The 14706-nt window shown below is 26.8% G+C and carries 15 protein-coding genes; 9 read left to right on the top strand and 6 right to left on the bottom strand.

The window, feature by feature from the left end; all coding sequences use genetic code 11:
* Positions 1–6 precede the first annotated feature (6 nt).
* Complete coding sequence (argH, locus tag D3Z07_RS05845) at positions 7–1398, top strand: argininosuccinate lyase (protein WP_122893316.1); 1392 nt, start codon at positions 7–9, stop codon at positions 1396–1398.
* Positions 1399–1427: 29 nt separating this feature from the next.
* On the opposite strand, the gene D3Z07_RS05840 is transcribed toward argH, so the two are convergent.
* Together D3Z07_RS05840 and D3Z07_RS05835 are read right to left on the bottom strand one after the other, a co-directional pair.
* The gene (locus D3Z07_RS05840) at positions 1428–2333 is read right to left on the bottom strand and encodes a chemotaxis protein CheV (RefSeq protein ID WP_122893315.1); all 906 of its coding nucleotides are present in this window, start codon (positions 2331–2333) and stop codon (positions 1428–1430) included.
* A 62-nt stretch (positions 2334–2395) separates the two neighbouring features.
* Positions 2396–3046, bottom strand: a complete 651-nt coding sequence (locus D3Z07_RS05835; protein ID WP_122893314.1) for a ThiF family adenylyltransferase — start codon at positions 3044–3046, stop codon at positions 2396–2398.
* 60 nt (positions 3047–3106) lie between these two features.
* On the opposite strand from D3Z07_RS05835, the gene greA reads away from it, so the two are divergent.
* From greA to D3Z07_RS05810, 5 genes are read left to right on the top strand one after another with little or no spacing between them, the layout of a single operon-like run.
* Complete coding sequence (gene greA, locus D3Z07_RS05830; RefSeq protein ID WP_122893313.1) at positions 3107–3592, top strand: transcription elongation factor GreA; 486 nt, start codon at positions 3107–3109, stop codon at positions 3590–3592.
* Positions 3592–4596, top strand: a complete 1005-nt coding sequence (gene argC, locus D3Z07_RS05825; protein WP_122893312.1) for an N-acetyl-gamma-glutamyl-phosphate reductase — start codon at positions 3592–3594, stop codon at positions 4594–4596. The genes greA and argC overlap by 1 nt, the downstream gene beginning before the upstream one ends.
* A complete protein-coding gene (locus tag D3Z07_RS05820; protein WP_122893311.1) occupies positions 4586–5284 on the top strand; it encodes a UDP-2,3-diacylglucosamine diphosphatase in 699 nt (232 codons plus the stop codon). The genes argC and D3Z07_RS05820 overlap by 11 nt, the downstream gene beginning before the upstream one ends.
* Positions 5281–5811, top strand: a complete 531-nt coding sequence (locus D3Z07_RS05815; protein ID WP_122893310.1) for a hypothetical protein — start codon at positions 5281–5283, stop codon at positions 5809–5811. The genes D3Z07_RS05820 and D3Z07_RS05815 overlap by 4 nt, the downstream gene beginning before the upstream one ends.
* Complete coding sequence (locus tag D3Z07_RS05810) at positions 5812–6669, top strand: DUF808 domain-containing protein (RefSeq protein ID WP_122893309.1); 858 nt, start codon at positions 5812–5814, stop codon at positions 6667–6669. It abuts the gene before it with no gap.
* Positions 6670–6671: 2 nt separating this feature from the next.
* Here D3Z07_RS05810 and D3Z07_RS05805 read toward each other — a convergent pair whose 3' ends face one another.
* Both D3Z07_RS05805 and D3Z07_RS05800 read right to left on the bottom strand, forming a co-directional pair.
* Positions 6672–8249 carry a sensor histidine kinase gene (locus D3Z07_RS05805; RefSeq protein WP_164707205.1) on the bottom strand — a complete coding sequence of 526 codons (1578 nt, stop codon included), beginning with the start codon at positions 8247–8249 and terminating at the stop codon, positions 6672–6674.
* Between the two features lie 10 nt (positions 8250–8259).
* Entirely contained in the window at positions 8260–9138 is an 879-nt protein-coding gene (locus D3Z07_RS05800; RefSeq protein ID WP_122893307.1) for a transporter substrate-binding domain-containing protein, read from the bottom strand.
* Positions 9139–9300: 162 nt separating this feature from the next.
* On the opposite strand from D3Z07_RS05800, the gene uvrB reads away from it, so the two are divergent.
* The gene (uvrB, locus tag D3Z07_RS05795) at positions 9301–11274 is read left to right on the top strand and encodes an excinuclease ABC subunit UvrB (RefSeq protein ID WP_122893306.1); all 1974 of its coding nucleotides are present in this window, start codon (positions 9301–9303) and stop codon (positions 11272–11274) included.
* An 18-nt stretch (positions 11275–11292) separates the two neighbouring features.
* Positions 11293–11940, top strand: a complete 648-nt coding sequence (gene nth / locus D3Z07_RS05790; RefSeq protein ID WP_122893305.1) for an endonuclease III — start codon at positions 11293–11295, stop codon at positions 11938–11940.
* Positions 11941–11978: 38 nt separating this feature from the next.
* Here the strand turns inward: nth and D3Z07_RS05785 are convergent, their stop codons facing one another.
* The gene (locus tag D3Z07_RS05785) at positions 11979–12377 is read right to left on the bottom strand and encodes a hypothetical protein (RefSeq protein WP_122893304.1); all 399 of its coding nucleotides are present in this window, start codon (positions 12375–12377) and stop codon (positions 11979–11981) included.
* Positions 12377–12625, bottom strand: coding sequence for a hypothetical protein (locus tag D3Z07_RS05780; protein WP_122893303.1), 249 nt, complete (start codon positions 12623–12625; stop codon positions 12377–12379). The genes D3Z07_RS05785 and D3Z07_RS05780 overlap by 1 nt, the downstream gene beginning before the upstream one ends.
* 141 nt (positions 12626–12766) lie before the next feature.
* Here D3Z07_RS05780 and D3Z07_RS05775 point away from each other — a divergent pair, with 141 nt between their 5' ends.
* Entirely contained in the window at positions 12767–14704 is a 1938-nt protein-coding gene (locus D3Z07_RS05775) for a TonB-dependent receptor plug domain-containing protein (protein ID WP_122893302.1), read from the top strand.
* The last annotated feature ends 2 nt before the right edge of the window (positions 14705–14706 follow it).

The raw sequence follows: 14706 nt of genomic DNA, 5'->3' as shown, positions 1-14706 counted from the left end.
AAATAGATGTCAAATCAAAATAATCAAATATTAAAAAACACAAATGCACAAATTCTTGATGAGTTTAATGCTTCAATTATGTTCGATAAAGAACTTTACTCACAAGATATAAAAGGTTCAATTGCACATTCACAAATGTTATGTGAACAAGGTATATTAACAAAAGAAGAACAAGAAGTAATTGAATCTGGTTTACTACAAGTAAAAGAAGAAATTGAATCTGGAAAGTTTGAATTTTCACTTGCATATGAAGACATTCATATGGCAGTTGAAAATAGACTAACTGAAATAATAGGAGAGCCAGGTAAAAGACTTCATACAGCAAGAAGTAGAAATGACCAAGTAGCAACAGATTTTAGACTTTATGTTCAAGAAAAATCACTTTCAATAAAAGAGCAATTAAAACAATTAGTTGATACTTTTGTAAATGTTGCTTCAAAACATACAGATACTTTAATTCCTGGAATGACACACTTACAACATGCACAACCTCTTAACTTTGGTTATCATATGTTAGCTTACGCAAATATGTTTAAAAGAGATTTTCAAAGATTTGAAAGCTCATATGAAAGAAATAACTATTCACCTCTAGGAAGTGCAGCACTAGCAGGAACTCCACATAATATAAATAGACAAAGTACAAGCGATAAACTAGGATTTACAGCACCAAGTGCACATGCAATGGATACTGTTTCAGATAGAGACTTTGCTTTAGAAATTTTATTTAATATCTCTACTTCAATGATGCACGTATCAAGAATTTCTGAAGAACTTGTAACTTGGTCTTCTTATGAATTCCAATTTGTTAGAATGAGTGATGAATATGCTACAACTTCATCAATTATGCCTCAAAAGAAAAACCCAGATGTACCTGAGCTTTTACGTGGTAAAACTGGACGGGTTTATGGAAACTTAATTTCATTGTTTACAGTAATGAAAGGTTTACCACTAGCTTATAACAAAGATACTCAAGAAGATAAAGAAGGTGTTTTTGATTCTGTAAGAACTATTGAAATTTCTTTAAAGATTTTAAATGAAGTAATAAAAACAATGATTGTAAATGTTGATAAAATGGAAAATGCTTGTAAAATCGGACATTTATCTGCAACTGATTTAGCTGACTTTTTAGTGCAAAAACAAAACATGCCTTTTAGAACTGCTTATTATATTACAAAAGATGTAGTAGAGAAAGCTAATAGTTTAAATAAAGATATTTCGCAGCTGAATGTTGAAGAAATTAGAAGTGCAAATGAAGAAATTAAAAATATTGATGAAGAAATTGTTATGTATTTAGATTTAAGAAACTCTATGAATGCAAGAACATCAATAGGTGGAACATCAACAAAACAAACAGAAAGTCAAATAGAAGATTTTAAAACGTGGTTAGAGAAAAACTAAACTAGAAGATTTCTTCTAGTTTAAAGTTTTTATGAAATAAATTTTTTCGTTAAATCAAATAATGCAGGAATATCAGTTTTTCCTACAAAGCCGTCAACTCCAATTTGATCCATTTTCCCTCTTACTGCATCTGTTGTCATAGAAGAGTTTACAACTACTGGAATATGAGAAAACTTTGAGTTATTTTTAATAAATGAAGCAACTTGATATCCATCAGTTCCTGGCATTTCAATATCTGTTAAAACCATTCCTATAGAATCAGGGTTAACTTCTTCAAGTCTTTTAATAAGTAAAGTTCCATTTGTATAGATTTCATATCTAAGACCAGTTTTTTTGAAAAAGCTATTTAAAACTTCTCTTGCTACTCCTGAATCTTCTGCTGCTAATATTATTTTATCAGAACTTAATTTTCCATCTACATATTTCTGTACATCATCTTCTCCATCATCTGTCCAACCAATATCTCTTAATAATTGTTCAGCATTAAAAGTAGTACATAGTTCATCTTTATCTTGAACTTTCACATAAGTTGTATAAGTGATTTTTGAATTTGTTTCTTCTGTATGTCTTAATTCATCTGTAGTTTTTTCTACAATATCAAGCATATCTTTTACTAGGAAACCTATTTTTTTATGATTAAATTCACAAAAAATAATTAATTTATAATCATCAACAGGTAAAGCTTTTAATCCTAACCATGCATCTAGGTTTATTAAAGTTACTGGTTCCCCTCTAATTGTTGCAATTCCTGCGATTACATCAGAGTCAGTTGGAGTATCATTAATAGCTACTTCATCAGTGATAATAAAGGCTTTTACCTTTGCTATATTAATTGCGTAAATATTATTGTGACCAGTATAAAACACTGCTAATTGCTGAACATTTCTTAAATGCGCTTGTGTCATTTGCTCAACACTACCACTAATTCCGCTCATATTAATCCTTTTAGTTCTTTAATAGTCTATTATATATGTTTTATTCTTTAAGTAACTTTAAGTTATTTTTTCATTTTGTTAAGTATTTTTTGTATAGTCACTGAAGCCATCATTAAACCAAATGAACCCGTAACTCCTTCAAAGCTACCTTTTTCAATACATAAAGGGTTTTCAGATGAAAAAATTACTTTAAACTTTTTCTTAAAACCTTTTTGCTTTAATTCTGTTCTTATCTTTCTTATAAAGGGGTCATTAAAAGTATCCCAAATTGACTTATATTCAATTTTACTTGGATCTATTCTTTTAGCTCCTCCACTTGTCGTAATAATTTTTTTATAGTGTCTTTGAATTAAATGAACCTTTGGTTTTACATCATCAATTGCATCTAAAATATAATCATAAGATGAAAAATCAAACTTATCAATCCATTCTGTTGTGATTCTTTCATTTATTGCTGTAACATTTGGATATTTTTCTTTCATAACATCAACTTTAACTCTACCAATATTTCCAACACTTCCTAATTGTCTATTCATATTTGATTCTTCATAAGTGTCAAAATCTACAATTGTAATATTTGTTATTCCTGTGTTATAAAGTGCATCAAGAGCAAAACTTCCAACACCTCCTACACCTAAAAGTAATAATTTGGTATCTTGGAATTTATTAAATGTCTCATCACCAAAAAGCTTTTTTGTTCTATCATATTTCATCTAAACTACTCTTTTAAAAATTTTCGCTATTATATCATAAATTAAAGATTGGAGATGTTGATGGATAAAGAGCCAATGACAAATGTCGGATACGAAAAAATTACAGGAGAATTAGATTTTTTAAAATCAAAAGAAAGACCTGAAACAGTAATTGAACTTGATGAAGCAAGACAATTAGGAGATTTAAAAGAAAATGCAGAATACCATGCTGCAAAAGAAAAACTAGCTCTTATAGATTCTCATGTTGCTGAATTAGGTGCGATTATATCAAAAGCTGTAATTATAGATCCATCAACACTTCCACATAACAAAATAAGTTTTGGTTCAACAATGGAATTAGTTGATGTTGAAACAGATGAAGAGTTTAAATATGCAATCGTAGGTGGAGTTGAAGCTAATGTTGATAAAGGTTTAATTTCGTTTAACTCTCCTTTAGCTAAACAACTATTAGGAAAAGAGGAGGGTGATGAAATTAGAGCATCACTTCCTGGTGGAGTTAAAACTTTTGAAGTTTTAAGTGTAAAATTTGAGGAATTAAAAATATAATGAATGTAGCAATTATTGGAGCTAGTGGTTATACTGGCTTAGAATTAATTAAATTACTTTTAACTCATCCAAAATTTAATATTACTTATATTGCAAACTCAACTGGGGATATAAATGTTCAAGATTTACATCCTTGTTTAAAAGATGTTTTAAATATTGAAGTGTCAAAAGCAAATGCTAGTGACGTTGCAGCAAAAGCTGACTTAGCATTTTTGGCACTTCCTCATAAAACTTCAATGTCTTTTGCAAAAGAGTTATTAGCTTTAGATGTAAAAGTTGTTGATTTATCAGCTGATTATAGACTAGAACTTGATACTTATGAAGAACATTATTGTCCTCATGAAGATAAAGATAATATTCCTGCTTCAGTATATGGATTACCTGAATATTATAAAAATGAAATTTCTAGTGCAAAACTTGTAGCAAACCCAGGATGTTATCCAACTGCTTCTCTTTTAGCTTTATTACCTTTTGTTGATTATATTGAAGAAGGTACGCAAGTATTTATTGATGCAAAATCTGGAATAAGTGGAGCTGGTAAAAAATTAACAGAACTTGCGCATTTTGCAAATTTAAATGAAAATATGATGGCTTATAATCCTTTCAAACATAGACATATGCCAGAAATTGAAGAAAAAATAAAATTAGTAAAAAATAAAGAGTTTCAAATTAATTTTGTACCTCAGTTAATTCCTGTTACAAGAGGAATGCTAGTTTCAGTTTATGCAACATTAAAAGATGAAGTTAATGTTGAAGAAATCTTAGACGAAACATACAAAAACAGTGAATTTGTAAGAGTTAGAAAAAGTGCTGTAGATATTAAATCAACAGCTGGAACAAACTTTTGTGATGTTTTCGTAGCTAGAAATAAAAAGGCATTATTCATAAATTCATCTATTGATAACTTATTAAGAGGAGCATCATCACAAGCTGTTGTAAATGCAAACTTAATGTGTGGGTTTGAAGAAAATGAAGGAATCCCTAAATTAGCTTATGTTCCTTAACCTTCAAGACAATGCTATTTTTGTAGCAGATTCTCACTACAACTTAAAGAATAAAGAGTTTTTAGTTTTTTTAAAAGGATTAGATTCTAAGAAGATTGAATGCTCACAACTTATTCTAATGGGTGATAACTTCGATTTTTTATCAGGTGAAAGTAAATACTTTATAAAACAAAACGAAGTATTAATACAGCTTCTAAATAAACTATCTTTAAATATAAAAATATTTTATTTAGAAGGTAATCATGATTATAATTTACAAAAACTCTTTCCTCGTATTCAAGTTCTAAAAAGAGAAGAACAACCACTTTTAGGAAAATATAAAGATAAAACACTTGCTTTATCTCATGGTGATAATTTTATTAATTGGCAATATGATTTATATTGTTCAGTAATTAGAAATCCTATATTACTGAAGTTTTTAAATATGATTGATTTTGGAAATTTTATCTCTAAAAAAATTGATTCTTCATTATTAGGTAAAAATATCTGTCATAAAATGAAAGACTTTAATTTATTAGTAGAAAAAAGAATTAATAATTATAAAAGTGATATAATTATTGAAGGTCATTATCACCAAGGCTCAACTTTTGAGTTTGAAGATAAAAAATACATAAATATCCCTTCTCTTTGTTGTGATAAAAAGTATATGAAAATAATCAATAATGAATTCATAGGAGTAAATATATGAATACAGTTTTAGTAATAGGTATAATTACATTATTAATTATATGTATTTCTTTAGTAGTAATTTTATTTAATATTAATAATAAGAAAAAAACTAAATCAAATAAGAAAACAGTAGAGTATAAAAGTTTAGATATTTTAAATATAGAAATCCCCAAAAAAATTGAACACATGGATGAATACTCTTTAAATAAAGCTGCAAGAGTAGTTTTTGATTCTTTTAAATCGTTAGATTATGTAAATAAACCAGCCTCAAGCCTTGATAAAGTAGAATGGCATACTTGGCAAGTTTCTTTAATAATGGCTTTAATTAAAGAAAATAAAGGTTCTTTTGTTCCAAATAATAGTCAATTATTTCATAAATTAATTACTAATATTAATGATGATTTATTAGTTAATGAAACACAAAAAATTGTAAATAAATTTAATAATAAAGTTGATGTTTTTAAAGGTAGAGAAGAATTATCTCAAGATATTGTATGGTCTAGTAAAGATGTATCAATTTTATTTTATTATATGGCAAGGCATTAAATGGCATCAGGAATATTCGCACTATTAGATGATATCGCAATTTTAGCAGATGATATTGCAGTTAGTACAAAAATAGCAACACAAAAAACAGCTGCAATACTAGGTGATGATTTAGCTGTAAATGCTGAAAAAGCAACTGGTTTTAAACAAGATAGAGAATTAAAAGTAATATGGGAAATAACAAAAGGTTCTTTAAAAAATAAAGCTATTATTTTACCTATTGCTTTTATTTTAAGCTCTATTGCTCCTTGGTTAATTACAATAATCTTAGTATTAGGTGGTTTATTTCTTTTATATGAAGGTGCTGAAAAAATTGAAGAGTATTTTCATAAAAAAACACATAATAAAAATGAAGAAATTCTAAAAAACTCAACAAATGAAAATATCGTAGATATAGAAAAAGAAAAGATTAAATCAGCTGTTTTTACAGACTTTATACTTTCTATTGAAATAATTGTATTAGCGTTAACTACAGTACTTGATAAACCTTTAACAACTCAAATTATATCTACAACTATAGTTGCTTTAATAGCTACTTTTGGTGTATATGGAATAGTAGCTTTAATTGTTCGAATTGATAACTTAGGTTTTTGGTTTATTAAAAAAGAAAAAATTAGTCTTGGAAACTTTTTTATTGCTTTAATGCCTAAATTAATAATGGTACTATCAATAGTTGGTACAGTTGCTATGATACTTGTAGGTGGAGGAATTTTATCTCATAATATCGATTTAATTCATCATCTTTTACCAACATCAATTCCTTCAATTATAAATGATTTGGTATTAGGCCTTATTATTGGCTTTATTGTTTTATTTGTGATTCATAAGCTAAAAGGTTTAAGAAAAACATTTTCATAAAATCATTTAATTGGGAGTGTAATTATGAATTCTACTCCCTTTTGATCTTTACTTTTATACTTGTAACTTAAATTATTTGTATTAATTGTTCCTTTCATTCCTTCAACAATTAAACTATAAGTCATATGTAGTCCAATTCCTGTACCTTGTGATTGATGCTTTGTTGTAAAATAAGGTTCAAAAATTCTAGGTAAGACCTTATCATCTATTCCCCCTGCATTATCTTTTAATTTTATAATTGCTTTATTGTTTTCAATACTTGTTGATATAAAAACAAACTTATTTTTGATATTGTTTTCTACGAAAGCATCTTTAGAATTGTTAAATATATTTATAAAACATTGTATAAGTTCATTTGGATATCCCATGATTTCAATATTAGAACTTGTATCTAAAATAAGATTTATCTTATGGTTTTTTACTACACCTTCAACTAAATTATTAAAGTTATTAATATTTTCATTTAATAAAAATTTAGTTTTTTGTCTATCTCCTAGAATAAAATTTCTAAAATCATCAATTGTTTTCGAAAGATATTGTGCATTTATGTTTATATTTTCACATGTTTCATAAAAAGTTTCGTCATTTAGCACTCCGTATTCTTTATTTACTTTCATACCTGTAGCACCTGCTGATATTACTGATAGTGGTTGTCTCCATTGATGAGCGATATTAGATATCATTTCTCCCATAGCTGCCATTTTTGATTGCTGAAGCATAACTTTTACTATATTTTTTTCTTCATTTAATTTGATATTTTTATTGTTTAATAAAATTAAGAAATATAAAACTACTAATATTGGTAGAGCAAGTAAAGCTAAAAATAGCACAAACCATTTAGAAAAAAAGCTTTTGTTTGTATTTATTTGATTTATACCACGTAAAATAAAAGGTGTATTTGTAATATTAATATCAAAATAACTATTTTTATTAAGTGAAGATAAATCATTTTCTAAATAACCTTCTATAGAGTATAAAGCTAAAGTATTATCTACCTGTATTAGTTCTTTAAAGATAGTATTTATATTAATTGATGCAATTATTTTCCCAGTTAATTGATTCTTAAAATAAATATTTTTATATAAATATACATCAATTTTATTTTCATTTTTTTTGATTATAAATTTTGCTTCGTTATCTTCTATATTTTTTTTTAAGTCCAAGTTTTTTAAAGATATAAGATTATCTATATTACTTGCAGATAGTATTTTATTATCTTTTGTATATATATTAATTTCATTAAATGATCTAATTGTATTTATATTTTTAATTTCAGTATTATATTTTAATATTCTATTAATTCTTAATAAAGATGCTTTAAGTCCATATTGCATTGACATACCTAAGTCTTTATTCTGGAAATATGTATAAATAGCTTTTTTATTACTAATATCATTAAAATCATTTTTTATAGAATTAAAAAAGTATTCTAGGGTTACAGCTTTAGTTTTTATATGTGATTGTATTTCTTTACTTTGATACTGTTCAATCTTTTTTTGATCTAAATATGTAGTTGATATTAGTAATATTATATAAGCAATTATAAGTAAACCACCAATAACAATATATAAATTTTTCATCCTAGAGGATTTAATCATTTTTAAAGAAATCCCCATAATAATAGAATATATCTGGATAGTATTTTTTTACTAAGTTATTATAAGTTCCATCTTTTTTAATTTTTTCTAAATAGATATTAAATTCTTTTAGTAGTTCTGGTGAATCTTTTCTAAAACCTACTGCCATATTTTGTTTTTTTGATATTGGACCTATAACTTTTATTAATCCTGGCCATTTTTCTAAGGCAACAAGTGCATCTGGAACATCTAATAAAGTTGTTTCTGCTTTTCTACTCATAATTGCTGGTACTAATTCATTTAGTTTTATTTCTTTTGATTGCAATAAGATTCTTGCATTTGTATTTTCTAAATTATATAATCTTGGATCTAAGCAAGTGTCTTCAATAGCTAGTACTGTTCTATCTTTTATAAAACTTTTTACTTGTTTTATGTCTTTTTCTATATCTCCAGAAGGTTTGATTGGATTCATATTTGATTCTGCTCTGGCTATCAACCAAACTCCAGACGGAAATATTGGTTTAGAAAAATTAACAACTTCTTCTCTCCAATTTAAAATAGTTAATCCACTAGCTATCACATCACCTATAATTGGTGCATTATCTAAAATCTCAAGACCGTTTTTACTATTTTTTGCATGTCTTCCTGTTAAATCTCCAAAGTATTTATCTAAATTTGAAGGAACAAATTTATAATTTACATTTAAATGTTTAGCAAAGCCTTTCATAACTTCTACTGATAAGCCATCACCTGAACCTGTTACGAAGTTTGCATAAGGCATTCCTAAATGTCTTAATTCACCTTTTTGTTTTATCTCTTTTAGGTCATAAGAAAATAATGAAGTTGAAAAAATTAATATAATAATTATTAATTGGGATGATAGTCTTAACATACTAAGCCTTGTGTGAGAGTATTAGTCTTATTTTACACCTTATTAGATAAAAGATAACTTTTATAAATAATATAAAAATATAAGTAAGTGATGTATAAAAGAATTCATAATTAAATCTTAGATATAATCACAAAAAAATAATTCTAAATAAAAGGATTTATTATCACAAAATTTGAAGTAGTAAGTGAATACACTCCTTCTGGAGATCAACCACAGGCAATTAAAGCTTTAAGTGATTCTATTGATGCTGGAAATCAATACAATACTCTTTTAGGAGTAACTGGTTCTGGTAAAACTTATACAATGGCAAAGGTTATTGAAAAAACACAAAAACCAACGCTTATTATGACGCATAATAAAACTCTTGCAGCACAGTTATATTCAGAGTTTAAACAATTTTTTCCAAATAATCATGTTGAATATTTTATTTCTTACTATGATTATTATCAGCCTGAAGCGTATATTCCTAGATCTGATTTATTTATTGAGAAAGATTCATCAATCAATGAAGAACTTGAAAGACTAAGACTTAGTACTACGGCTTCACTTTTATCATTTGATGATGTAATTGTAATTGCATCAGTATCTGCTAACTATGGTTTAGGGAATCCTGAAGAGTATAAAGCTATGGTTCAAAGACTTGAAGTTGGGTTTGAATACTCTCAACGTGAACTTTTACTTAAACTTGTAGAAATGGGATATAAAAGAAATGATAAATTTTTTGATAGGTCAGATTTTAGAGTAAATGGCGATGTAATTGATATTTATCCTGCATATTATGAAGATGAATTTATTAGAGTTGAGTTTTTTGCTGATGAGGTTGAATCTATTACTAAACATGAGTATTTAACAAACAATAAAACTCAAGATTTAAAAGAGATAATTATCTATTCTGTTAATCCTTTTGTTGTTTCAAATGATAAGCTTTCTGTTGCTGTAAAGCAAATTGAAGAAGAGTTAGATGAAAGACTAAAAAACTTAAAAGAGCATGATAAATTAGTTGAATACCAAAGGTTAAAACAAAGAGTTGAATTTGATTTAGAAATGATTGAAGGTACTGGAATGTGTAAGGGAATTGAAAACTATGCCCGACATTTAACTGGTCAAAAACCAGGAGAAACACCATATTCTTTAATGAATTATTTTGCACAAATTGATAAAGACTTTTTACTAATCGTTGATGAATCACATGTTTCCCTTCCACAGTTTCGTGGAATGCATGCAGCTGATAGGTCTAGAAAAGAAGTATTAGTTGATTATGGTTTTAGGCTTCCAAGTGCATTAGATAATAGACCTTTAAAATTTGATGAGTTCATTAAAAAAGCCCCAAGTTTTCTTTTTGTAAGTGCAACACCAAATGAATTAGAACTTGAATTAAGCTCAGTAGTAGCAGAGCAAGTTATAAGGCCAACAGGTTTAGTTGAACCAGTAATTGAAATTATGGATTCAGAGTATCAAGTTGAAAAACTACATGATGAAATAAAAAGAGTAATAGCAAAAGATGAAAGAGTATTAGTTACTGTTTTAACTAAAAAAATGGCAGAAGAATTAGCTTCATACTACAGTGATTTAGGTATTAAAGTAAAATACATGCATAGTGATATTGATGCAATTCAAAGAAATCATATCATCAGACAATTAAGACTCGGAGAATTTGATGTACTTATTGGAATTAATCTCTTGCGAGAAGGTTTAGATATTCCAGAAGCTTCATTAATTGCAATATTAGATGCAGATAAAGAAGGGTTTTTACGATCACGTACTGCGCTTATTCAAACTATGGGTAGAGGCGCACGTAATGAAAATGGAAAGGTAATTCTTTTTGCAAAAAGAATTACAGACTCAATGCAATTTGCAATTGATGAAACAAATAGAAGAAGAAAAATTCAAGAAGCTCATAACAAAGAACATGGAATAATTCCAAAATCAACTAAGAGAAAATTAGATGATAGTTTAAAACTTGAAGAGTATGATGAATTAGCTTGGAAAAAAGAAAAAGTTGAAAAAATGCCAGCTGCTGAGAGAAAGAAAATCTTAATTGAGTTAAATAAACAAATGAAAAAAGCATCTCATGATTTAAACTTTGAAGAAGCTATTAGATTAAGAGATGAAATAGAAAAAATCAAAAAAATTTAAAAGATATAAAGATTTAATATGAAAAAAGCCACAAAAAAAGAAATAGAAGTTTTAAAAGAAGCCTTTGTAGAAAAATATGCAGATGCGGTAACAGAGTTAAATTATAAAAATGATTATGAATTGTTAATTGCTATTATTCTTTCAGCACAGTGTACGGATAAGAGAGTAAATATTATAACACCTGCACTTTTTGAAAAGTACCCAAGTGTTTATGAGCTTGCAGATGCTTCTCTTGATGATGTAAAAGAGTTACTAAAATCATGTTCATTTTTTAATAATAAATCAAAAAATATTATCAAAATGGCACAAAGTGTTATTGATAATTATGATGGAGAAATTCCTCATATTCAAAAAGAGCTAATGAAACTTGCTGGTGTTGGTAATAAAACTGCAAATGTATTTATGATTGAGTTTGAGGGTGCAAATTTAATGGCTGTAGATACTCATGTGTTTAGAGTTGCACATAGACTTGGATTATCTGATGGTAAAACAGTTGAAATTACAGAGTCTGATTTAGTTAAGAAACTAAAAGGACATGATTTACATATTTTTCATCAAGCAATGGTATTATTTGGAAGATATATTTGTAAAGCTGTTAAACCTGATTGTGATAATTGTTTATTTCCACAAGTTTGCAAAACAAAAAAGAGTTTTAAACCTGGGTGATAAGTTAAAGTTTTATAAAATAAAGTATTGTTAATACTTTATTTTAATCTACAATTTTCATTGTATTTTTTGAAAATATATTCATCTTCAATTTTTTGAACTTCAACATTTTTTGCTTCACAAACATATTCTTTATCATTCTTTTTTATAATATATAAAAAATCATATACGAATTTTGTACTTCTTAAAACTTCAAAATTTACTTGAGTATATGAAAGTTTAGAAATTTCAATATTTTTTTCTTGTAAGTAATCTGCTTTAAACGCATTTGGCAATTTATGCTCTTGTGAATTATTGTAATAAGAAATAGCTACAATAGCACCTATAATTATTACTGAAAATATAATAAAGTCTTTTTTTGTAAATGACTTTTTAATCTTATAGATAATAAATATTAGTACTGCTAAAAGTACTAATGAAAATAGAATTAATTGCATTATTTAACCTTTTGTAATTTATTTTTGTATTCTGTCTTTGATAAGTATTTACCCGTACTTGGTCTTTTACTCATAAATTCGTCTTCTTCTATATTTTGTTGTTTTGATAATTTTTTTGCTTGCATTCTAGAATTTATATTATTCGATGTTGTAGATAAATTTTTGATTAAACCTGGTTTTAGATTATTTAAAATTGTTAAAACAGTTTCAATATTTTTATCATCAATATCTAATGTTATTTTACTCAAATTATTTCCTTTTTATTTTTGTAATTATATCTCATCTTAGCAAAAAATTGAAATTAATTAGTTAACAAAGATAAATAAAAGTTAACAGAAAATTAACAACTCTTTGCGATAATTGCAAATAAATTATTTTAAGGAACTTAAATGAAAAAAATTATTGGTTTATCTTTATGTTGTGCGAGTATTGTTTTACAAGCAAATCAGACTCAAACTTTAGAAACTATAAATGTAGAAGAAAAAGTAAATACAAAAATAGTAAAAGATGTTAGTAATGAACAAATCAAAAGTGCTGATTTAGCAGAAGCTCTTACAAAAAATATTCCTTCGATTTCAATTGTAAGAAGAAGTGGTATTGCAAATGATATTATTCTAAGAGGTCAAAAGAAAGATAACATTAATATCTTAATTGATAATGCAAAAATATATGGAGCTTGTCCAAATAGAATGGATCCACCAACATCTCATGTTTTATCAAATAATATCGAAAGTGTAAAAGTAATTGAAGGACCTTATGATGTTGAAAACTTTGGAACACTTAGCGGAAATGTAATTGTAAAAACAAAAGAGCCAAGCAAAGAAGTACAAGGTGAAATAAATCTAGGTGCAGGAAGTTTTGGATACAAAAAAGCTAGTGCTAGTATTAGTGGTGGAACTGATAAATTTAAAGTTCTAGTTTCAACTTCTATAGAAAAAGGTGATCAATATGAAGATGGTAATGGAAATGACTTTTTAGAACAGCAAATTGCAAATAATGTTCCAGGATCTAACCAATATTCTAAAAGTGATTTAGAGGCTTTTGAGAAAAAAACACTTCTTACAAAAGCAATTTACAATATTGATGATAGTTCAGAAGTAAAACTATCTTATACAGCAAATAGAAGTGATAATGTTTTATATCCAAATACTCCTATGGATGCTGATTATGATGATTCAAATATTTATACAGTTGGATACTCAAAAAGAGATTTAGGAGATTTTTCTAAAGAGTTAAATTTAGATTATTATTATTCTAATGTTGATCATCCTATGAGTACAACTTTAAGAAATAATGCAGTTGGAAGTGATTACAAAACTAATCATATGAAAACTTCTATTTGGGGAGCAAAACTTAAAAATAGTATAGATGTTGCAGATTCATTAGTAACTCTAGGATTAGATACAAGTGTTAGAAATTGGAAAGGTCAATATGATTATAGAACGAAACCAAGTACAATAAGTTTAGCTTCTACTGATACGAATAATAAAGCAATTTTTACAAAAGTAGAAAAATCTTTTGGTAAATTAGATTTGGAAGCAGGTGCGAGATATGACTATACTGATTTAGATACTGTTGATACATCAAAAACTGATAAAAAATACACTGCTTTAAACGCAAATATTTTTGGTATATATAATGCAGATGAAAATACAAAGTATTTTGCAGGTATTGGAAAATCATCAAGAGTTCCAGATGCACGAGAATTATACTATACAGGAATTGGAAATGATAGTTTAGAAGATACAAAGAACTATGAGGCTGATATTGGTTTTGAAAAAACTATAGGTACTTTTAATATTAGAACTAAGTTATTCTACTCTGTATTAAAAGACTATATTTACTACAGTGGAACAACATTTGAAAATATTGACGCGAAAATTTATGGGCTTGACATTAGTGGATTTTATTATATGAGTGAGAACTTATCATTTGATTATGGTCTAGCATATCAAAGAGGAAAAAAAGATGGAAATTATTCTGATAAAGATTTAGCTGAAATCCCACCATTAAAAGCAAATATTGCGTTAAATTATGAAGATAATAAAGCAAAATATACAGCTGAAGTATTAGCAGTTGATAATTGGAATAACTTTGATTCAAGTGCAGATGAACAAGAATTAGCTGGATATGCAGTAGTAAATCTTAAGTATAATAATGAAATATTTAAAAATATAGGACTAACACTTGGAGTTGATAATGTATTAGATAAAACATATAATTCTACAAATACTTATCAAGATATAACTTATGTAGGAACAGGCGACGTTCAATTACTAAACGATCCAGGTAGATATTTTTACGCAAATTTAAAATATAGCTTTTAAAA

This window comes from Arcobacter peruensis (assembly GCF_003711085.1).
Taxonomy (GTDB): domain Bacteria; phylum Campylobacterota; class Campylobacteria; order Campylobacterales; family Arcobacteraceae; genus Poseidonibacter; species Poseidonibacter parvus.
This window is presented reverse-complemented; position numbering and strand designations above follow the sequence as displayed.

Excerpts from the sequence above, each read along its gene's own strand:
- argH (WP_122893316.1), top strand. The coding sequence starts at position 7 with ATGTCAAATCAAAATAATCAAATATTAAAAAACACAAATGCACAAATT.
- D3Z07_RS05840 (WP_122893315.1), bottom strand. The coding sequence starts at position 2,333 with ATGAGCGGAATTAGTGGTAGTGTTGAGCAAATGACACAAGCGCATTTA.
- D3Z07_RS05835 (WP_122893314.1), bottom strand. The coding sequence starts at position 3,046 with ATGAAATATGATAGAACAAAAAAGCTTTTTGGTGATGAGACATTTAAT.
- greA (WP_122893313.1), top strand. The coding sequence starts at position 3,107 with ATGGATAAAGAGCCAATGACAAATGTCGGATACGAAAAAATTACAGGA.
- argC (WP_122893312.1), top strand. The coding sequence starts at position 3,592 with ATGAATGTAGCAATTATTGGAGCTAGTGGTTATACTGGCTTAGAATTA.
- D3Z07_RS05820 (WP_122893311.1), top strand. The coding sequence starts at position 4,586 with ATGTTCCTTAACCTTCAAGACAATGCTATTTTTGTAGCAGATTCTCAC.
- D3Z07_RS05815 (WP_122893310.1), top strand. The coding sequence starts at position 5,281 with ATGAATACAGTTTTAGTAATAGGTATAATTACATTATTAATTATATGT.
- D3Z07_RS05810 (WP_122893309.1), top strand. The coding sequence starts at position 5,812 with ATGGCATCAGGAATATTCGCACTATTAGATGATATCGCAATTTTAGCA.
- D3Z07_RS05805 (WP_164707205.1), bottom strand. The coding sequence starts at position 8,249 with ATGAAAAATTTATATATTGTTATTGGTGGTTTACTTATAATTGCTTAT.
- D3Z07_RS05800 (WP_122893307.1), bottom strand. The coding sequence starts at position 9,138 with ATGTTAAGACTATCATCCCAATTAATAATTATTATATTAATTTTTTCA.
- nth (WP_122893305.1), top strand. The coding sequence starts at position 11,293 with ATGAAAAAAGCCACAAAAAAAGAAATAGAAGTTTTAAAAGAAGCCTTT.
- D3Z07_RS05785 (WP_122893304.1), bottom strand. The coding sequence starts at position 12,377 with ATGCAATTAATTCTATTTTCATTAGTACTTTTAGCAGTACTAATATTT.
- D3Z07_RS05775 (WP_122893302.1), top strand. The coding sequence starts at position 12,767 with ATGAAAAAAATTATTGGTTTATCTTTATGTTGTGCGAGTATTGTTTTA.